This window comes from Pseudomonas sp. Marseille-QA0332 (assembly GCF_054950175.1).
This window is the reverse complement of the sequence record NZ_CM143106.1, coordinates 4,478,136-4,495,077: the sequence shown is the minus strand read 5'-3', so window position 1 is coordinate 4,495,077 and position 16,942 is coordinate 4,478,136. Positions and strand designations below refer to the sequence as shown.

The 16,942-nt window shown below is 64.2% G+C and carries 15 protein-coding genes; 8 read left to right on the top strand and 7 right to left on the bottom strand.

The window, feature by feature from the left end; translation table 11 throughout:
* Positions 1 to 17: 17 nt before the first annotated feature.
* From livH to nhaA, 7 genes are all read left to right on the top strand, one after another.
* Positions 18 to 941, top strand: coding sequence for a high-affinity branched-chain amino acid ABC transporter permease LivH (livH, locus tag ACY8GK_RS20750; RefSeq protein ID WP_196180757.1), 924 nt, complete (start codon positions 18 to 20; stop codon positions 939 to 941).
* On the top strand, positions 938 to 2,194 hold the full coding sequence (locus tag ACY8GK_RS20745; RefSeq protein WP_196180754.1) for a high-affinity branched-chain amino acid ABC transporter permease LivM: 1,257 nt from the start codon (positions 938 to 940) through the stop codon (positions 2,192 to 2,194). Before livH ends, ACY8GK_RS20745 begins: the two co-directional genes overlap by 4 nt.
* Entirely contained in the window at positions 2,191 to 2,958 is a 768-nt protein-coding gene (livG, locus tag ACY8GK_RS20740; RefSeq protein ID WP_196180752.1) for a high-affinity branched-chain amino acid ABC transporter ATP-binding protein LivG, read from the top strand. Before ACY8GK_RS20745 ends, livG begins: the two co-directional genes overlap by 4 nt.
* Positions 2,958 to 3,659, top strand: coding sequence for an ABC transporter ATP-binding protein (locus ACY8GK_RS20735; RefSeq protein WP_196180750.1), 702 nt, complete (start codon positions 2,958 to 2,960; stop codon positions 3,657 to 3,659). The genes livG and ACY8GK_RS20735 overlap by 1 nt, the downstream gene beginning before the upstream one ends.
* A gap of 185 nt (positions 3,660 to 3,844) precedes the next feature.
* Positions 3,845 to 4,519: a COG3650 family protein gene (locus tag ACY8GK_RS20730; RefSeq protein ID WP_462401928.1), complete on the top strand. Its 675-nt coding sequence runs from the start codon at positions 3,845 to 3,847 to the stop codon at positions 4,517 to 4,519.
* A gap of 103 nt (positions 4,520 to 4,622) precedes the next feature.
* Positions 4,623 to 6,236, top strand: a complete 1,614-nt coding sequence (locus ACY8GK_RS20725) for an NAD(P)/FAD-dependent oxidoreductase (RefSeq protein WP_196180746.1) — start codon at positions 4,623 to 4,625, stop codon at positions 6,234 to 6,236.
* Between the two features lie 284 nt (positions 6,237 to 6,520).
* Complete coding sequence (gene nhaA / locus ACY8GK_RS20720; protein ID WP_462403046.1) at positions 6,521 to 7,696, top strand: Na+/H+ antiporter NhaA; 1,176 nt, start codon at positions 6,521 to 6,523, stop codon at positions 7,694 to 7,696.
* 66 nt (positions 7,697 to 7,762) lie between these two features.
* Here nhaA and ACY8GK_RS20715 read toward each other — a convergent pair whose 3' ends face one another.
* From ACY8GK_RS20715 to dinG, 6 genes are all read right to left on the bottom strand, one after another.
* Complete coding sequence (locus ACY8GK_RS20715; RefSeq protein ID WP_196180744.1) at positions 7,763 to 8,227, bottom strand: glycine zipper 2TM domain-containing protein; 465 nt, start codon at positions 8,225 to 8,227, stop codon at positions 7,763 to 7,765.
* A 318-nt stretch (positions 8,228 to 8,545) separates the two neighbouring features.
* Positions 8,546 to 9,193, bottom strand: a complete 648-nt coding sequence (gene pdxH / locus ACY8GK_RS20710; protein WP_196180742.1) for a pyridoxamine 5'-phosphate oxidase — start codon at positions 9,191 to 9,193, stop codon at positions 8,546 to 8,548.
* Between the two features lie 18 nt (positions 9,194 to 9,211).
* Positions 9,212 to 10,186 carry an OmpA family protein gene (locus ACY8GK_RS20705; RefSeq protein ID WP_196180740.1) on the bottom strand — a complete coding sequence of 325 codons (975 nt, stop codon included), beginning with the start codon at positions 10,184 to 10,186 and terminating at the stop codon, positions 9,212 to 9,214.
* Between the two features lie 97 nt (positions 10,187 to 10,283).
* Positions 10,284 to 11,429 (bottom strand): serine hydrolase domain-containing protein, encoded by a 1,146-nt coding sequence (locus tag ACY8GK_RS20700; protein WP_196180738.1) that lies wholly within the window; start codon positions 11,427 to 11,429, stop codon positions 10,284 to 10,286.
* Between the two features lie 100 nt (positions 11,430 to 11,529).
* The gene (locus tag ACY8GK_RS20695; protein ID WP_462401927.1) at positions 11,530 to 13,764 is read right to left on the bottom strand and encodes a beta-galactosidase; all 2,235 of its coding nucleotides are present in this window, start codon (positions 13,762 to 13,764) and stop codon (positions 11,530 to 11,532) included.
* 78 nt (positions 13,765 to 13,842) lie between these two features.
* A complete protein-coding gene (gene dinG / locus ACY8GK_RS20690) occupies positions 13,843 to 15,987 on the bottom strand; it encodes an ATP-dependent DNA helicase DinG (RefSeq protein ID WP_196180734.1) in 2,145 nt (714 codons plus the stop codon).
* Between the two features lie 97 nt (positions 15,988 to 16,084).
* Here dinG and ACY8GK_RS20685 point away from each other — a divergent pair, with 97 nt between their 5' ends.
* The gene (locus ACY8GK_RS20685; RefSeq protein WP_196180732.1) at positions 16,085 to 16,540 is read left to right on the top strand and encodes a CopD family protein; all 456 of its coding nucleotides are present in this window, start codon (positions 16,085 to 16,087) and stop codon (positions 16,538 to 16,540) included.
* A 120-nt stretch (positions 16,541 to 16,660) separates the two neighbouring features.
* Here ACY8GK_RS20685 and ACY8GK_RS20680 read toward each other — a convergent pair whose 3' ends face one another.
* Complete coding sequence (locus ACY8GK_RS20680) at positions 16,661 to 16,915, bottom strand: DUF1145 domain-containing protein (RefSeq protein WP_462401926.1); 255 nt, start codon at positions 16,913 to 16,915, stop codon at positions 16,661 to 16,663.
* Between the last annotated feature and the right edge of the window lie 27 nt (positions 16,916 to 16,942).

The window sequence follows — 16,942 nt, the reverse complement described above, 5'->3', positions numbered from 1 at the left end:
TTTTTAGGAGCGCTGTAATGCCTGAGATCTACCACTTTTTCCAACAGCTGGTTAATGGCCTGACCATTGGCAGCACCTACGCCCTCATAGCCATCGGCTACACGATGGTCTACGGCATCATCGGCATGATCAACTTCGCCCATGGCGAGGTGTACATGATCGGTTCGTACGTGGCCTTCATCGCCCTGGCGGGGTTGGCCATGATGGGCATCGACTCGCTACCCATCCTGATGACCGTCGCCTTCGTCGCGACGATCTTCGTGACCAGCGCGTACGGCTACAGCATCGAGCGGGTGGCCTACCGCCCGCTACGCAACAGCAATCGCCTGATCCCGCTGATCTCCGCCATCGGCATGTCGATCTTCCTGCAAAATACCGTGCTGCTGTCACAGGACTCGAAGGACAAGTCCATTCCGAACCTGATTCCAGGGAGCCTGTCGTTCGGCCCGGGAGGCGCCGAGGAAGTCCTGGTCTCGTACATGCAGATCCTGGTCTTCGTCGTCACCCTGGTGTCCATGGTCGCGCTGACCCTGTTCATCTCCCGCTCTCGCCTGGGGCGTGCCTGCCGGGCCTGTGCCGAAGACATCAAGATGGCCAACCTGCTAGGCATCAACACCAACAACATCATCGCCCTGACGTTCGTCATCGGCGCAGCGCTGGCTGCCGTCGCCGCCGTGCTGCTGAGCATGCAATATGGCGTGATCAACCCCAACGCCGGCTTCCTGGTGGGCCTCAAGGCCTTCACCGCCGCGGTGCTGGGCGGCATCGGCAGCATCCCGGGCGCCATGCTTGGCGGCCTGGTCCTCGGCGTCGCCGAGGCGTTCGGTGCCGATATCTTCGGTGATCAGTACAAGGACGTGGTGGCGTTCGGCCTGTTGGTCCTGGTCCTGCTGTTCCGGCCGACCGGCATTCTTGGCCGTCCGGAGGTTGAAAAAGTATGAACAGAAATCTCAAACCGGCGTTCTTCAGCGCCTTGCTGGTCTGGGCCGTGGCCTTCCCGGTGCTCGGACTGAAACTCAGCATCGACGGCATCAGCCTTGTCGTCCACAGCCAGGGGTCCTTCACTCTCACGGTGATTGCGGTCTGCTCGGTCCTGATGTTCCTGCGCGTACTGTTCGACAAGCAGTGGAGCGCCGTGATGCGTAGCCGCTCACAGCACAAGCTGGTACCCCCGGCAGTGAGCAATTTCCTGACCTTGCCGCGTACCCAACGCTGGGTCATTCTCGGTCTGATCGTGGTGGCTCTGGCATGGCCGTTCTTCGGTTCACGCGGCGCGGTGGACATCGCCACCCTGATCCTGATCTACGTCCTGCTCGGCCTGGGCCTGAACATCGTGGTCGGCCTGGCGGGCCTGCTCGACCTGGGCTACGTCGGCTTCTACGCGGTCGGTGCCTATAGCTACGCCCTGCTGTCGCACTATTACGGCCTGAGCTTCTGGATCTGCCTGCCGATCGCCGGGCTCATGGCCGCGACCTTCGGCTTCCTGCTGGGCTTCCCGGTGTTACGGCTGCGTGGCGACTACCTGGCGATCGTGACCCTCGGCTTCGGCGAGATCATTCGTCTGTTCCTGCGCAACCTGACCGACCTGACCGGCGGCCCCAACGGCATCAGCAACATCCAGAAACCCACCTTCTTCGGCCTGACGTTCGAGCGCCGGGCGGCCGAAGGCATGCAGACCTTCCACGAGTTCTTCGGCCTGCCCTACAACTCGATCAACAAGGTGATCTTTCTCTACCTGGTAGCGTTGCTGCTGGCACTGCTGGCGCTGTTCGTCATCAATCGCCTGCTGCGCATGCCGATCGGTCGTGCCTGGGAAGCGCTGCGCGAAGACGAGATCGCCTGCCGGGCGCTGGGGCTCAACCCGACCGTGATCAAGCTTTCGGCCTTCACCCTCGGCGCCTGCTTCGCCGGTTTCGCCGGCAGCTTCTTCGCCGCTCGCCAGGGCCTGGTCACGCCGGAGTCGTTCACCTTCATCGAATCGGCGATCATCCTGGCCATCGTCGTGCTTGGCGGCATGGGCTCGCAGCTGGGGGTGATCCTCGCGGCCATCGTGATGATCCTGCTACCGGAGCTGATGCGCGAGTTCAGCGAGTACCGCATGCTGATGTTCGGTGCCCTGATGGTGTTGATGATGATCTGGCGTCCGCAAGGCTTGCTGCCTATGCAACGCCCTCACATGGAGCTGCGTCGATGAGCCGCGAAATCCTGCAAGTCAGCGGCCTGAGCATGCGCTTCGGCGGCCTGTTGGCGGTCAACGGCGTGGGCCTGACCGTCAAGGAACGACAAGTGGTGGCGCTGATCGGTCCCAACGGTGCCGGCAAGACCACGGTGTTCAACTGCCTGACCGGCTTCTACAAGCCGAGCGGCGGCAGCATCCTGCTCGATGGCCAGCCGATCCAGGGCCTTGCCGGCCACCAGATCGCCCGCAAGGGCGTGGTGCGGACTTTCCAGAACGTGCGCCTGTTCAAGGAAATGACCGCGCTGGAAAACCTGTTGATCGCCCAGCACCGCCACCTCAATACCAACTTCCTGGCCGGCCTGTTCAAGACCCCGGCGTTCCGCCGCAGCGAACGCGAGGCCATGGAGCGTGCCCAGTACTGGCTGGACAAGGTCAACCTGACCGAGTTCGCCAACCGTACGGCCGGCACCCTGGCCTACGGCCAGCAGCGGCGCCTGGAAATTGCCCGCTGCATGATGACCCGTCCGCGGATCATCATGCTCGACGAACCGGCGGCCGGCCTGAACCCCAAGGAAACCGAGGACCTCAAGGCACTGATCGGTTATCTGCGCCAGGAACACGACGTCACGGTGCTGCTCATCGAGCACGACATGAAACTGGTGATGAGCATTTCCGACCATATCGTGGTGATCAACCAGGGTACGCCCCTGGCTGACGGCACGCCGGAGGAAATCCGCGCCAATCCCGAAGTGATCAAGGCTTACCTGGGGGAAGCGTGATGCTGAAGTTCGAGAACGTGTCCACCTTCTACGGCAAGATCCAGGCGCTGCACAGTGTCAACGTGGAAATCAACCAGGGCGAGATCGTGACGCTGATCGGTGCCAACGGCGCTGGCAAGTCGACCTTGCTCATGACCCTGTGCGGCTCTCCCCAGGCACACGCCGGCAGCATCCGCTACCTGGGCGAGGAGCTGGTCGGCCAGCCGTCCTCGCACATCATGCGCAAGAGCATCGCCGTGGTCCCCGAAGGTCGCCGGGTATTCGCCCGACTGACCGTCGAGGAAAACCTGGCCATGGGTGGCTTCTTCACCGACAAGCGCGATTACCAGGAGCAACTGGACAAGGTCCTGCACCTGTTCCCGCGTCTGAAGGAGCGCTACGACCAGCGCGGGGGCACCATGTCCGGTGGCGAGCAGCAAATGCTGGCGATCGGTCGGGCGCTGATGAGCAAGCCCAAGCTCCTGCTGCTCGACGAACCCTCGCTGGGCCTGGCGCCGATCATCATCCAGCAGATCTTCGATATCATCGAGCAGCTGCGGCGCGACGGCGTGACCGTTTTCCTGGTCGAGCAGAACGCCAACCAGGCCTTGAAGATCGCCGATCGTGCCTATGTACTGGAAAACGGTCACGTGGTGATGCAAGGCCCTGGCGAGGCACTGCTGGTCGATCCGAAGGTACGCGACGCCTACCTGGGTGGATGACCTGCCACGCTCGCCGTGCGGGCAACCTGTCGAGCCCTGGTTCGACTCGTTGCCAGCCAGCCCCAAGGCCATTGCGCGATCTTGGGCTGGCCGGCTTGCTCGGCCACCGCAGGAGGCCTTGAGATAAGCCGCCAGGCTGCGTAACGTGACGCACTCCTTAAGCCGGACCTCTTGGAGCCTGCCCGATGCGCGTCACCCCTTCCCTGTTGCTCGCTTCCCTGTTGCCTCTGTTTACCGGATGCCAGCTCCTGGCCACCCAGCCGAGCGATTCGAATACCGGCACCACGCGCCTGCAGGGGGAGCTGAGCGCCGAGAACGGCCAGCTGCTGTTCAAGCCGTGCAACGAAAGCCGTCGCTTCGTCGTCAACGACATCGGTGACACCGGTATATTGCAGGAAGCGGCCAACCTGGCCGACGACGCCCGCGGCAAACTGTTCGCCGACGTGCGCGGCACGCTCGGCGGCAGCCGCCAGGCAGGCAACGATGGCCAGCTCGATGTCCGCCAGCTGTATCGCCTGGAAGCCGACACCTCCGCCTGCAGCGACCCCAATTTCAAGCAGCTGACCCTGCGCGCCGAAGGTCATGGACCGGACTGGGAGATCAAGGCCAGCGGCAAGGGCATGGTCCTGGAGCGTCGCGACCAGCCACCGCTGCCCTTGCCCTTCCTGGAGGAACAGCTGCCTAGCGGCAGCCTCAACCTGTCCAGCGAGGCCGACGGCCAGCGCATCGAGTTGTGGCTGGCGCCCCAGCGTTGCGTCGACAGCGCCACCGGTGCGCTACGCCACCTCAATGCCGAACTGCGTGTCGGCGGCCAGACGCTGCAAGGCTGTGGCTACTACGGCGGGGCACGGGATAACTGATCGTTGGCCATGTTTCTCCTGCCAGAGAAGACGGCGAAGCGCTTATACTTGGCGGTTTACGTGAAGCCGCCGGCCATTGATGGCCGGGAAAATGGACCCTGCCATGCTACGAATCACCGAACTCAAACTGCCCCTGGACCACTCCGACGAGGACTTGCGCGCGGCCATCCTGCAACGCCTGGGTATCGCCGACGCGCAGTTGACCGCATTCACCCTGTTCAAGCGCAGCTATGATGCGCGCAAGAAGAACAGCGAACTGTTGTTCATCTACACCATTGACCTGGAAGTGAGCAACGAAGCGGAACTGCTGCGCAAGTTCGCCGATGATCCCAATGTCGGCCCGGCCCCGGATGTCAGCTACACGTTCGTCGGCCATGCCAGCGCCGCTCCCGAGCAGCGCCCTGTCGTGGTCGGTTTCGGTCCTTGCGGCATTTTCGCCGGCCTGTTGCTGGCTCAGATGGGCTTGCGTCCGATCATCGTCGAACGCGGCAAGGAAGTGCGCCAGCGCACCAAGGATACCTGGGGGCTGTGGCGCAAGAGCGTGCTCAACCCGGAATCCAATGTGCAGTTCGGCGAAGGCGGTGCCGGTACCTTTTCCGACGGCAAGCTCTACAGCCAGATCAAGGACCCGCGGCACCATGGTCGCAAGGTGCTCGAGGAGTTCGTCAAAGCTGGCGCCCCGCAGGAGATCCTCTACATCAACAAGCCGCATATCGGCACGTTCCGCCTGACCGGGATGGTCGAGAACATGCGCAAGGAAATCATTGCCCTTGGCGGCGAGGTGCGTTTCGAACACAAGGTCACCGACCTGCTGATCGAGGACGGTCAGCTACAAGGCGTGGTGCTGGACAACGCCGAGCAACTGGCTTCCCGTCATGTGGTGCTGGCCCTCGGGCACAGTGCGCGCGACACCTTCCGCATGCTGCACGCCAAGGGCATCTACATGGAGGCCAAACCCTTCTCGATCGGCTTTCGCATCGAGCATCCGCAGTCGCTGATCGACCAGGCGCGCCTGGGCAAGTATGCCGGCCATCCCAAGCTGGGCGCCGCCGACTACAAGCTGGTCCATCACGCCCGCAACGGACGATCGGTCTACAGCTTCTGCATGTGCCCTGGCGGTACCGTGGTCGCCGCGACCAGCGAGCCAGGCCGGGTGGTGACCAACGGCATGAGCCAATATTCGCGCAACGAGCGCAATGCCAACTCGGGGATCGTGGTCGGCATCGATCCGCAACGTGACTACCCTGGTGGCCCACTGGCCGGCATCGAACTGCAGGAGCGCCTCGAAGCCCATGCCTACCTTCTCGGGGGTAGCAACTACCAGGCCCCGGCGCAGCTGGTCGGCGACTTCGTGGCTGGCAAGCCCTCCACGGCCCTGGGCAGCGTCGAGCCATCGTACAAGCCGGGCGTGACCTTGGGCGACCTGGCACCGAGCCTGCCGGACTTTGCCATCGAAGCCATCCGCGAAGCGCTTCCAGCCTTCGCTCGCCAGATCAAAGGTTATGACTTGCACGATGCGGTGCTGACCGGGATCGAAACACGCACTTCATCCCCCCTGCGCATCACTCGTGGCGAGGACTACCAGAGCCTGAACCTCAAGGGGCTATTCCCGGCTGGAGAAGGCGCGGGCTACGCCGGTGGCATCCTTTCCGCGGGGGTCGACGGTATCCGCGTGGCCGAAGCGGTCGCACGCGACATGCTGGGCATCGCCAGCTGATTGTTCCGCCGAGCCCAAGCACGGACAAGGCCGCCTTGCAGGCCTTGTCCCGTCAGGCTCGTGACGCCGTCTGGGCCGGCCATCGAAGCGCGGAAGTTCGGAGAATTTCTTACGCATCGTGGAATTTTCCTCGTTCCATCTACTTCTCGTTCCGCTAGTCTCCTCCAGGCTTCCCATAAATGTTTTATAACTAAAAAGAATATAATTTTTATTCTAAAGCATATTATTTCAGGCTAGGGTGTACGTCCCATTTCCTTCACCGACAACCGGAGGGCCACTTGCCCGTGCGTAGTCTGCTCACCCGTTTCCTCCAGCTGGAAGCTGCCAGCGGCCTGTTGCTGATCGCGGCGGCTGTCCTGGCGCTGATCGTCAACAATTCGCCCATGTCGTTGCTGTATCAGGGCTTGCTCGAAGTGCCGGTCGCCGTGCAGGTTGGCGCCCTGCAGATCGCCAAGCCGTTGCTGCTGTGGATCAATGACGGGCTGATGGCGCTGTTCTTCCTGCTCATCGGCCTGGAGGTCAAGCGCGAGGTGCTCGATGGCCAGCTTTCCAAGCCTTCGCAAGTGATCCTGCCAGCCACGGCGGCGGTCGGTGGCATGCTGGTGCCTGCACTGATCTACTGGTTCATCAATCGTCACGACCCGTCGGCAACCGCCGGCTGGGCGATCCCGACCGCCACCGACATTGCCTTCGCCCTGGGCGTGCTGGCCTTGCTCGGCAAGCGCGTCCCGGTATCGCTGAAGCTGTTCCTGATGACCCTGGCGATCATCGACGACCTTGGCGCGATCATCATCATCGCCTTGTTCTACTCCGGCACCTTGTCGACCTTGTCCTTGATGCTGGCCGCTGCCTGCCTGGTCGCCCTGGTGGCGATGAACCGCCTCGGCGTGATCAAGCTGGGGCCGTACCTGCTGATTGGCGTGATCCTCTGGGTCTGCGTGCTGAAAAGCGGCGTGCATGCCACGCTGGCCGGCGTCGCCCTGGCCTTGACCATTCCCTTGCGCACCCAGAACGCCGAGCCTTCGCCACTGCTGACCTTGGAGCATGCGCTTCACCCATGGGTGGCGTATGCCATCCTGCCGCTCTTCGCCTTTGCCAATGCTGGCGTATCGCTGGCTGGTATGAGCCTGGAAAGCTTCACCCATCCGGTGCCGATGGGTATCGCCCTAGGCTTGCTGGCAGGCAAGACCCTAGGCGTCTTTGGCCTGACCTGGCTAGCGGTCAAACTGGGGCTGGCCGCCCTGCCCGCTGGCGCCAACTGGCGCCAGCTGCTGGGGGTGGCGATTCTCTGCGGCATCGGCTTCACCATGAGCCTATTCGTCGGCAGCCTGGCTTTCGCCCCGCACCTGAGCGAATACGCGGGCATGGACCGCATGGGCATCCTGACCGGTTCGTTCTTCGCCGCGGTGATCGGTTACCTGGTCACGGCGATGGCCAGTCGCAAGCCCGCCAAGGCCTGATCCATGCGTTGAAAAAAACCCCGACCGGGAATGCCCGATCGGGGTTTTGTCCAAGGCCGCTTCGAGTCAGTGGGAGACGCGGCTGGTGCCATCCACGGTCATGATCCGCACGCGCTCACCGACCCGGAAAATCTCGTTTTCCTGAACCGCCTGCACATAGGCACGGGTGCTACCGTCATCTTCACGCACGGTGATTTCCACACCCTGGGTACGGGTGATGCCCTCTTCCGCGGCCGAGCCCGCCAGACCACCGGCCACCGCACCGATCACGGCCGCGACGATGCTGCCGCGCCCGCCGCCGATGGCGCTACCGGCCACCCCACCGACGACCGCGCCAGCCCCACCACCGATGGGGGTCTTGGTACCTTCGATCTTCACGGGGCGCAGGGCTTCGATGGTACCCATGCGTACGGTCTGCACGCGACGGGCCTCGTCGCGCGAATAGGTATCGCCCGCCAGGTTCGAGGCACAGCCGCCAAGCAGCAGCGACATGGCGGTGAAGCTCGCCACCAGCATTCCGGATTTACGCATGGGAAACTCTCCAAAGGTCAGGTATCCATTAGACTCCGTACGCCGACCGCTGTCACGATACTCCAGACGTGAAATTCGCTTCATTGGCCTGGACATTGACGTCACGGCCCGTCGGCGCCGGGCGATCAAGAAATCAGACCCCTGATGATGCCGGATTACTCCGTTAGCGTGGGCTGGGGATGGCGACCATTTGTTTCGTTGCCCACAAGGATCACGGGACGCCGGGGTGGGCACTTAGCCGCTTTGCTGCCTGCTCGCGCCAGGCAAGCCATCGGCGGACGCGCCACCCTGCACCATGCAGGATCGCGCGTGTGCGGATCAAGGTGCCAGCCGCTCGCGCTGCCAGCTTCCGTCGACCAGTCGGTAGTTCAGCCGATCATGCAGGCGGCTGGCACGCCCCTGCCAGAACTCGATCCGTTCCGGGAGCAGGCGGTAGCCCCCCCAGTGAGGGGGACAATGCGGCTGGACACCACTGAAGCGTGTCTCGGTAGCCCTGACCAGCTCTTCGAGCTGCTCACGGCCACCGATTACCTGGCTCTGCGGCGAAGCCCACGCGCCCAGGCGACTTCCCAAGGGGCGCACCTGGTAGTACTCGTCCGACTCCTGGGGCGTGACCTTTTCGACCTGGCCTTCGATACGTACCTGACGCTCCAGCGCCGGCCAGAAGAACGTCATGGCCGCATAAGGGTTGGCGTGCAGCTGCCGACCCTTGGCGCTGTCGTAGTTGCTGAAGAAGGTGAAGCCACTGTCGTCCAGCCCCTTGAGCAACAGCACTCGGCAATGAGGGCGACCATCGCCGTCGACGGTGGCCAAGGTCATGGCATTGGCTTCCACCGGCGCCTGCTCGGTTTGCACCGCATCGGCGAACCATTGCCGGAACAACGCCAGCGGTTCGCTTGGCGCCTGTGCTTCGGCCAGGCCGTCGCGGGTGTAGTCGCGACGCATATCGGCCAAGGATCGATTCATGACTGCATTCCTTGCCGATCAGTTGCTTTTCGCGGTGCTGTTGGCAGCGACCTTCTTCTGGGCTGCTGCCTTCTTGGCAGGCTTGGCCGGCGTCGCCTTCTTCTTGGCAGTGACCTTGGCCACTGGCTTGGCCTTGGCGACCGGCTTCTTGGCGGCCGGCTTGGCTGCCGCCTTGCTGTCCGCGGCCTTGGCCACCGGCGCCTTGGCATCCTGCACCGCGATCATTGCCGGCGTCTGCGTCACTGGTGTGGCTTGCTGGTACTTGGCCAGGAGGGCGACCATGGTGTTCTGCGGCGTCAGCAACATTTCGACGCGGCGGTTCAATGCCCGACCTTCTGCGCTGTCGTTGGCCGCGCGTGGCATTACCGACCCCATGCCCTTGAGCGTCAGCCGATCACGCTGCAGGCCGCTGAGACGGAAGATCGCCGACACCGACGCGGCGCGTTCGAGGCTGAGCTTCTGGTTGACGGCCGCGGCGCCGGTACTGTCGGCATGCCCCAGCACGAGCACGGCGGTCTTCGGGTCGAGTTCGACCACCTTGGCCACACGGGTGATCGGACCCAGGGTGGCAGGCAGGAGCATGTTCGGCCGATCCGGGTTGTAAGAACCGTCCACTGGCAAAGTCACGGCCAGCAGATCGTCGCGGCGCTCCACCTGCAACTGGCTGCCCTTGACGGCTTCGCGCAGCTTCGGCTCGTAGTCGTCGAGCCAGGCCTGGGTCGCCTTCTGGTCGATCTTCGGGACCTCGGGCTTGGCTTCGGCCACCTTGTCCTCGCCACCGAACGGCCACCACCAGTGCTTGCCGCTTTCGCTCTTGGCTTCGGCCTTGGCCACCTTCTCGGTGACAGCTTCCTTGACCTCCTGGTCGGCGACCTTGTCCGAGCCGAACGGCCACCAGGCATGACCACCGTCCCTGGAAGCATCTTGCTGGTGCTGGGCGCAGCCAGACATGGCCAGGCACAGGGCGAGTGCTAAGGTTTTGTATGAAGACATCAGCGATACACCATGAAATGAAAAGGTTTTTGCCTAGCCACGGGGGCGTTGGCGTTGAGAATAGACAAAGCCTGCGGGTAATACCCGCATTAACCGATCAAAGGCAACTGCCCAGCGCTCGGACCAGGGCTTGCGCCCGGGGGTCCATGAGAACGTACGGCCCCAGCGTATTGGTGACGAACCCGAAAGCCACATCGTGCTCGGGATCGGCGAAGCCGACCGAGCCACCAGCGCCAGGGTGGCCGAACGCCCTCGCGCCGAGACCGAACGTGGCGTTGGCGACCGCGGGCTGGTCGAGCATGCAGCCAAGCCCGAAGCGAGTCTGGGTCAGCAACGTCCGGTCCTGGCCAACGCTATGCTCACGTGTCAGTTCGTCGAGCAGCTCCGATTCGAGCAGACTGCCATCGAGCAGGCCGGCATAGAAGCCTGCCAGGCTTCGAGCATTGCCATGCCCGTTGGCGGCAGGCTGCTGCATCCGCCGCCATTGGGGCTTGTTGGTACTGGTCAGCATGCCAGGCGGGTTGGTGAACGCCCGGGTCGACAAGGCCTCGGGTTCACGCAGGGTCACCTGCAACAGCCGACGGGCCGCTTCGTCGCCGGTATTGCCCTTGCCGCGCGCCAGGTGTGCCACCCGGTCGAACTGGTCATCGTGCAAACCGATGTGGAAGTCCAGCCCCAGCGGTCTTGCAGTACGCGCCACGATCGAGTCGCCCGGCGCCCTTCCGTCGGCTCGGCGGATCAACTCGCCGACCAGCCAGCCGTAGGTGATGGCGGCATAGCCGTGGGCCGTGCCAGGCACCCACCAGGGCGCTTCGCACGCCAATGCCTCGACCATGGTCTGCCAGTCATAGAACGCCTCGGCCGGCAACAGTTCACGGATCGCCGGCAAACCGGCACGGTGGCTGAGCAACTGGCGCAGGGTCACGCTTTCCTTGCCCGCCTGGGCGAACTGCGGCCAGTAGCGCGCCACGGGAACGTCAAGGGCAAGCTTGCCCTCGCCCACCAGTTGCAGGGCGGCGACGGCGGTGAACGTCTTGGTGCAGGAAAACAGGTTGACGATGGTATCGCTGTGCCAGGCCTGGACCCCATCCTTGTCAGCGCTGCCCGCCCACAGGTCGATGACGGTTTCGCCGCCAACCTGGATGCACAACGCCGCGCCGCGCTCCTGATGATCCTCGAACAATGCGGCGAATGCGTCGCGCACCGCTTCGAACTTCAGCTCATAGTGACCCTGGATCTGCACCCGCCTGTCTCCTCGTCGAACGCGTACCGCAAAAGTCCTGCATTGTTTCAGTAGTCAGGCCATTTGCAAACACCGCGCGACCGGACGGTACGACAACCTGTCATGGCTGTGGCTGCGCTTGCTGACGCAGTGCCTCCAGGGCCTGCAGGTTGCCATGACGTACCGCTTCCACGAACCCTTGCCATGGCAGGTCGGTGATGCCCACCAGGCCAAGGTGGCCATTCTCGCCGTCGAGCAACCGCCCGCTGGCAGGCTGGTCGAGATACTGGAACCAGTGCGTGCCGACGATCATCGGTTGCGCCACCGCCGCCTTGACGAACCCCTGGTACGCCGGTCCGCGCGCTTCTTCGCGCGCGACTTCCATCGGCCCAGGCCAGAATGGCCCACGATCGCGCGAGCCGAACTGGAATTCCGAGACCAGCACGGGCTTGTCCAGCTCGGCCAGACGCACGAAATCATGACCGTCCTCGGGCCGTGGCGTATAGAAGTTGAAGCTCAGCACATCGCAGAACTCGGCGCAGGCCTTGACCGCCTCTGGCGTGCTGACGGCGAAGCGACCGCCAAGCAGCAGGTGGTTGGGCGCATGCCAGTTCAGCGAGTCGGCGATGGTCTTGAAGTAGGTTTCGGCGAACACCTGCTGGAAGTGCTGGTAGTCCCGCTCGATTTCCGGATGGGCAGGATTGGGCAGCGGCGCCTCGAAGCCCGGGTCCTCCATCAGTTCCCAGGCCGGCAACTCGATGCCCCAGGCCTTGGACAGGCCTTCCTGATTACGGTACTTGTCCCGCAACTGCTTGAGGAAGGCCCGCTTGGCAGGCACGTCGGTAGTCAGGCGCAGCGTGCCGAAAGCCAGGCCATAGCGCGCCTTCGGCGTATCCCCAGGCGCTGCCCAGGCCAGTTCGTTGTCGGCGAAGTAGCCGATCAGCCAGGGATCGTCGCGATGATCACGGGCGGCAATGGCCACGGCGCGTTCGGCAGCCATGGCGAAGCGCGGGTCGAACGGGTCGGGCATGCGGCCCCACCAGTCCATGCCAGTACTGATGCTGGCGTAGTCGCCAACGATCGACAGTGGCAGCGTATAGGCGACCCGTGACTGACCGCCCAGGCCGGGGTCGCTCCAGTTGCCGATCGTGTTGAAGCCCCAGGCCAGCAGGCGATCCAGCGCATGACCCCGCCAGCGCGCCGGATCGAACACGGCCGGCGGACAATTCGACGCTCTCGGGTCCGCCGCAACCTGCTCGCATGGCTGGGCATGGATGCGCGCGAGGTTGGCGGCGTGGAAGTCGAACCAGCGACCCTGGTTGAAGGCGCGCCCACGGGACGAGGCGTTGCCATCGTCATCGTTGCCCTTGCCATAGAAAACGGCCAGCGGCTCACCTTCGCCGGGAAGCTGCCTGAACATGTCCTCGCGGCCCGCTACATAAGTGCGCCCGCCATCCACCGCTACCGCATTGACGCCCAGCGAGAAGAACGGGTTGCCTTCCGGCGTCACCAGGTACCAGCGGCCCTGACGCTTCTCGGTGCGAAAGAATCCGCTGGCCTCGAACGCCAGCCCACCTTTGACACCGCCAAAGGTATCCAGCGCCAGCTTGGCGCGTTCATCCAGCCAGGCCCCGAGCATCTGCCGCTCGCGTGCCGCGCCGGCCTGCAGCTGAGCGTCGTTCTCGACCTTGTCGGGCCAGCGCTGCCGAGTAGCCTGGCCATAGCCGTCGATCAGGTCGGCATAGGCCGCCTGGAGCGCCAGGACATCGTCCTGCAGGCCGACCTTTTCGATCAGCAGGCTCTGGGCCACCTTCGGCTGCGGGATGCTCAAGGTGATGGAGGCCACCTGGGCCAGGTCGATTTCGCCACTGCTGCTGGCCAGCGACAGGCGCTGGCCCTGATGGGTCCAGGGCATGGGCGGACCGGCACGCATGCCATGGCTCAACGGCGAACTTGCCTTGAGCGGCACCAGCACGGTCTGCGCCGGCCCGGCGGGCAAGTCGATGCGACTGGTCAACGTGCGGCCGTCGCTTGCCTGCACCACCACGTCCAGCGTCAGCGCCCAGTCCATCGCGCTCTGCAGGCGTAAGGTCAGGGCCTGCCCAGCGGACCAGTCCCAGGTGCCGGTCTGCGGGCTCAAGCGCAACTGCGGCCGTTCCACCGGGTTGAACACCACGCGTCTGAGCACTTCGCCCTCGGCGGTCTGCTCGGCGTTGTACTGGGGCAGCACGGCATTGTCCGTGGTCACCTCGACGATCGCTGCCGGGCGCACGAAGCTGAACAGTGTCGTCTGCCCGGCCAGGACCGGTGAGCCAAGCCAAAACGCCAGCACGGCTGACAACAAAGGGCGGATCATGGCGCCAGGGGCCTCCTGTTGGACGATGCGGGCTCGCGTTGCACAACGGTACGGGCTGCCGCGCCGTCCACTTCCCGGTCAGCCGATTTCCCGGCGGAACGGCGGCAATGCATTGAGAATAGCCTTGCCATAGCGCTGGGTGACCAGGCGACGATCCAGCAGGGTGATGATGCCCCGGTCCTGTTCGGTGCGTAGCAGTCGCCCGCAAGCCTGGATCAGCCTGAGCGATGCATCGGGCACGGCGATCTCCATGAACGGATTGCCGCCACGTGCCTCGATCCACTCCGCCAACGCCGCTTCGACCGGATCATCCGGCACGGCGAACGGAATCTTGGCGATGACCACATGTTCGCAGTAGGCACCTGGCAGGTCGACACCCTCGGCGAAGCTGGCCAGGCCGAACAGTACGCTGGACTGGCCATCGTCCACGCGGGCCTTGTGCTTGTTGAGGGTCTCCTGCTTGGACAGGTTGCCCTGAATCAGCACCAGCTTGCGCCAGTCGCGGTCGAGGCCATCGAACACGTCCTGCATCTGCCGACGCGAGGAAAACAGTACCAGCGCGCCACGCGCGCCCTCCACCAGCTCCGGCAGGTCGCGAATGATCGCCGCGGTATGGGCCGCCGCGTCACGTGGGTCGGCGCGCAGGTCAGGCACCCGCAGCACGCCGGCGTCGCCATGATGGAACGGGCTTGGCACCACGCAGGTCACCGCGTCGCGCGGCAGGCCCGAGCGCATGCGGTAGCGGTCGAACGTGCCCAGGGCAGTCAGCGTCGCGGAGGTCACCAGGGCGCCATGGGCAACGTTCCAGAGGCTGCGCCGCAGCATTTCGGCGGCCAGGATGGGGCTGGCATTGACCTCGATGTCGAACAGCGCGCCACCTTCGGCCAAGGTCAGCCAACGCGCCATCGGCGGGTTGTCCTGCGGGTCTTCTGCAGTGAATGCGGTCCAGAGCTCCCAGTTGCCCTGGGCGCGGGTCAGCAGGCTGCCGAACAGCGGGTACCATTCTTCCGCCTGGTGGCTGGCGATACCGATGCTCTTCTCGCCGTCCATGCCTTCCTTGAGCAGATCGGCCAGGCGCGTGAACAGGTCGTTGAGCCGGGCGAACCCTTTCTTCAGTTCGATACCGGCCTCGCGGATGGCCTGCGGTACCACGCCGCCTTCGAAGCGATAGCGAGGCCGCTCGCGGCCTTCCATGTCTTCGCCGGGGCGGAAGTCGGCGACCTGTTCGCAGAGGCCGAACATGAACTGCTGCTGGGTACGGATCTCTCGCGCCAGCTCCGGCACCTGCTCGATCAGGCGCCCCAGGTCGCCGGGCAGCGGATGCTGGGCCAGCAGCTTGGTCAGGTTCCTGGCCGTCTGCTCGAGCCACTCGGCGGTCGAGCGCAATCGCGAATAGTGAGCGAAGTGGCCGATGGCTTTGTCGGGCAGGTGGTGCCCTTCGTCGAACACGTACACCGTATCGCGCGGGTCGGGCAGCACGGCGCCGCCGCCCAGCGCGAGGTCCGCCAGGACCATGTCGTGGTTGGTGACGATGACATCCACCTTGCCCATGCCTTCGCGCGCCTTGTAGAACACGCATTGCTGGAAGTTGGGACAGTGGCGACCGGTACACTGGCCGTGGTCGGTGGTCAGCCGCGCCCACGCCTGGTCCTCGATCGCTTCCGGCCAGCTGTCGCGATCGCCGTCCCAACGGTTGCCCGCCAGGCGCTCGATCATGCTGTTGAACAGCTTCTGGCTGGCCTCGTCGATTTCGATGTGGAAGCCCTCGTCCTCGAACAGCTGGGCGGTCGCGGACTGGGCATGGCCTTCCTGCAACAGCAGGTCGAGCTTGGACAGGCACAGGTAGCGACCCCGCCCCTTGGCCAGGGCGAAACTGAAGTTCAACCCACTGTTGCGCATCAGGTCGGGCAGGTCCTTGAAGACGATCTGCTCCTGCAGGGCCACGGTGGCGGTGGCGATCACCAGGCGCTTGCCGGCGGCCTTGGCGGCCGGGATCGCGGCCAGGCTGTAGGCGACCGTCTTGCCGGTACCGGTACCGGCCTCCACCGCCACCACGGCGGGTTCGCCGGTGCGCCGGCCTTCTTCATCGCAGGCGATGTCGCCAAGCACCTTGGCCACTTCGGCGATCATCAGCCGCTGCCCGTAACGGGGACGCAGGCCCTTGGCTTCGAGGAACCGCGAATAGGCGCCCTGGATGGTGGTCTTGAGTTCGTTGCTGATCATGGTCTGCGGACGCCCGAAGGGCTGTATGGATTTTCAGTGTTTCGCATGGGCCGCTATCATACCCGGCAATTGTCCCTCGCGCTTCCCGGAGATCCCGATGCTTGCCTATGCCTTGTCCCACACTCTGCATCTCGTGGCCGCCCTGCTCTGGGTCGGCGGCATGGGCTTCGCCTGGCTGGTGCTGCGCCCAGCCACGGCCGCAGCCTTGCAGGGGCCGGAGCGGCTGCGCCTGTGGGTGGAAGTTTTCCGACGCTTCTTCGGATGGGTCTGGCTGGCTATCGCGCTGCTGGCGATCAGCGGGACAGGCATGATGCACGCTACCGGCCTTGGCCTGCAGACCGCACCGCGCCACGTGCAAATGATGATCGGTGGCGCGCTGGCCATGTTCGCGCTGTTCATGCGTGTCCATACGCTGCTGTGGCCGCAACTGCGCGAGGCGGTGCAGAAACAGGACTGGACGACCGGTGCCTGGGCCCTGTCGAGGATCCGACGAATGGTAGGCATCAACCTGCTGCTCGGCCTGGCCGTGGTGGTGCTGGCTTCCTGGGGCTGAGCGGTCAGCTCCAGGCTCCAGGCGGTGGGGGCTGCGGCAGTGGAACGAATGATGTGCAGCGACGCCGCACCGCTTTTACTTGCGGCTTGTGGCTTGCCGCCTGGGGCCCGCTGTGGCCGCTCAGGGTCTGCGGATCGACATCACATGGAAGATGCCGGTCAGCAGGATCTGCAGACGATCGAACCAGCGATGGCTGCGTCCACGCAGGCTGGCATTGAAGAACAGGATCTCCAGCACATGCAGCCCGAGCAGCAGGATGGCGACGGCATTTATCAGAAGGTTGAACGGCAAAACCTGGGGCATCAGCAGATTGATCAGTGCCACCCACCAGAATGCCACGGTAAGCAGCTTGCCCAGCCCTAGTAACACTTGCATGCCTGTCCTCCATCTGTTCTGCCATCG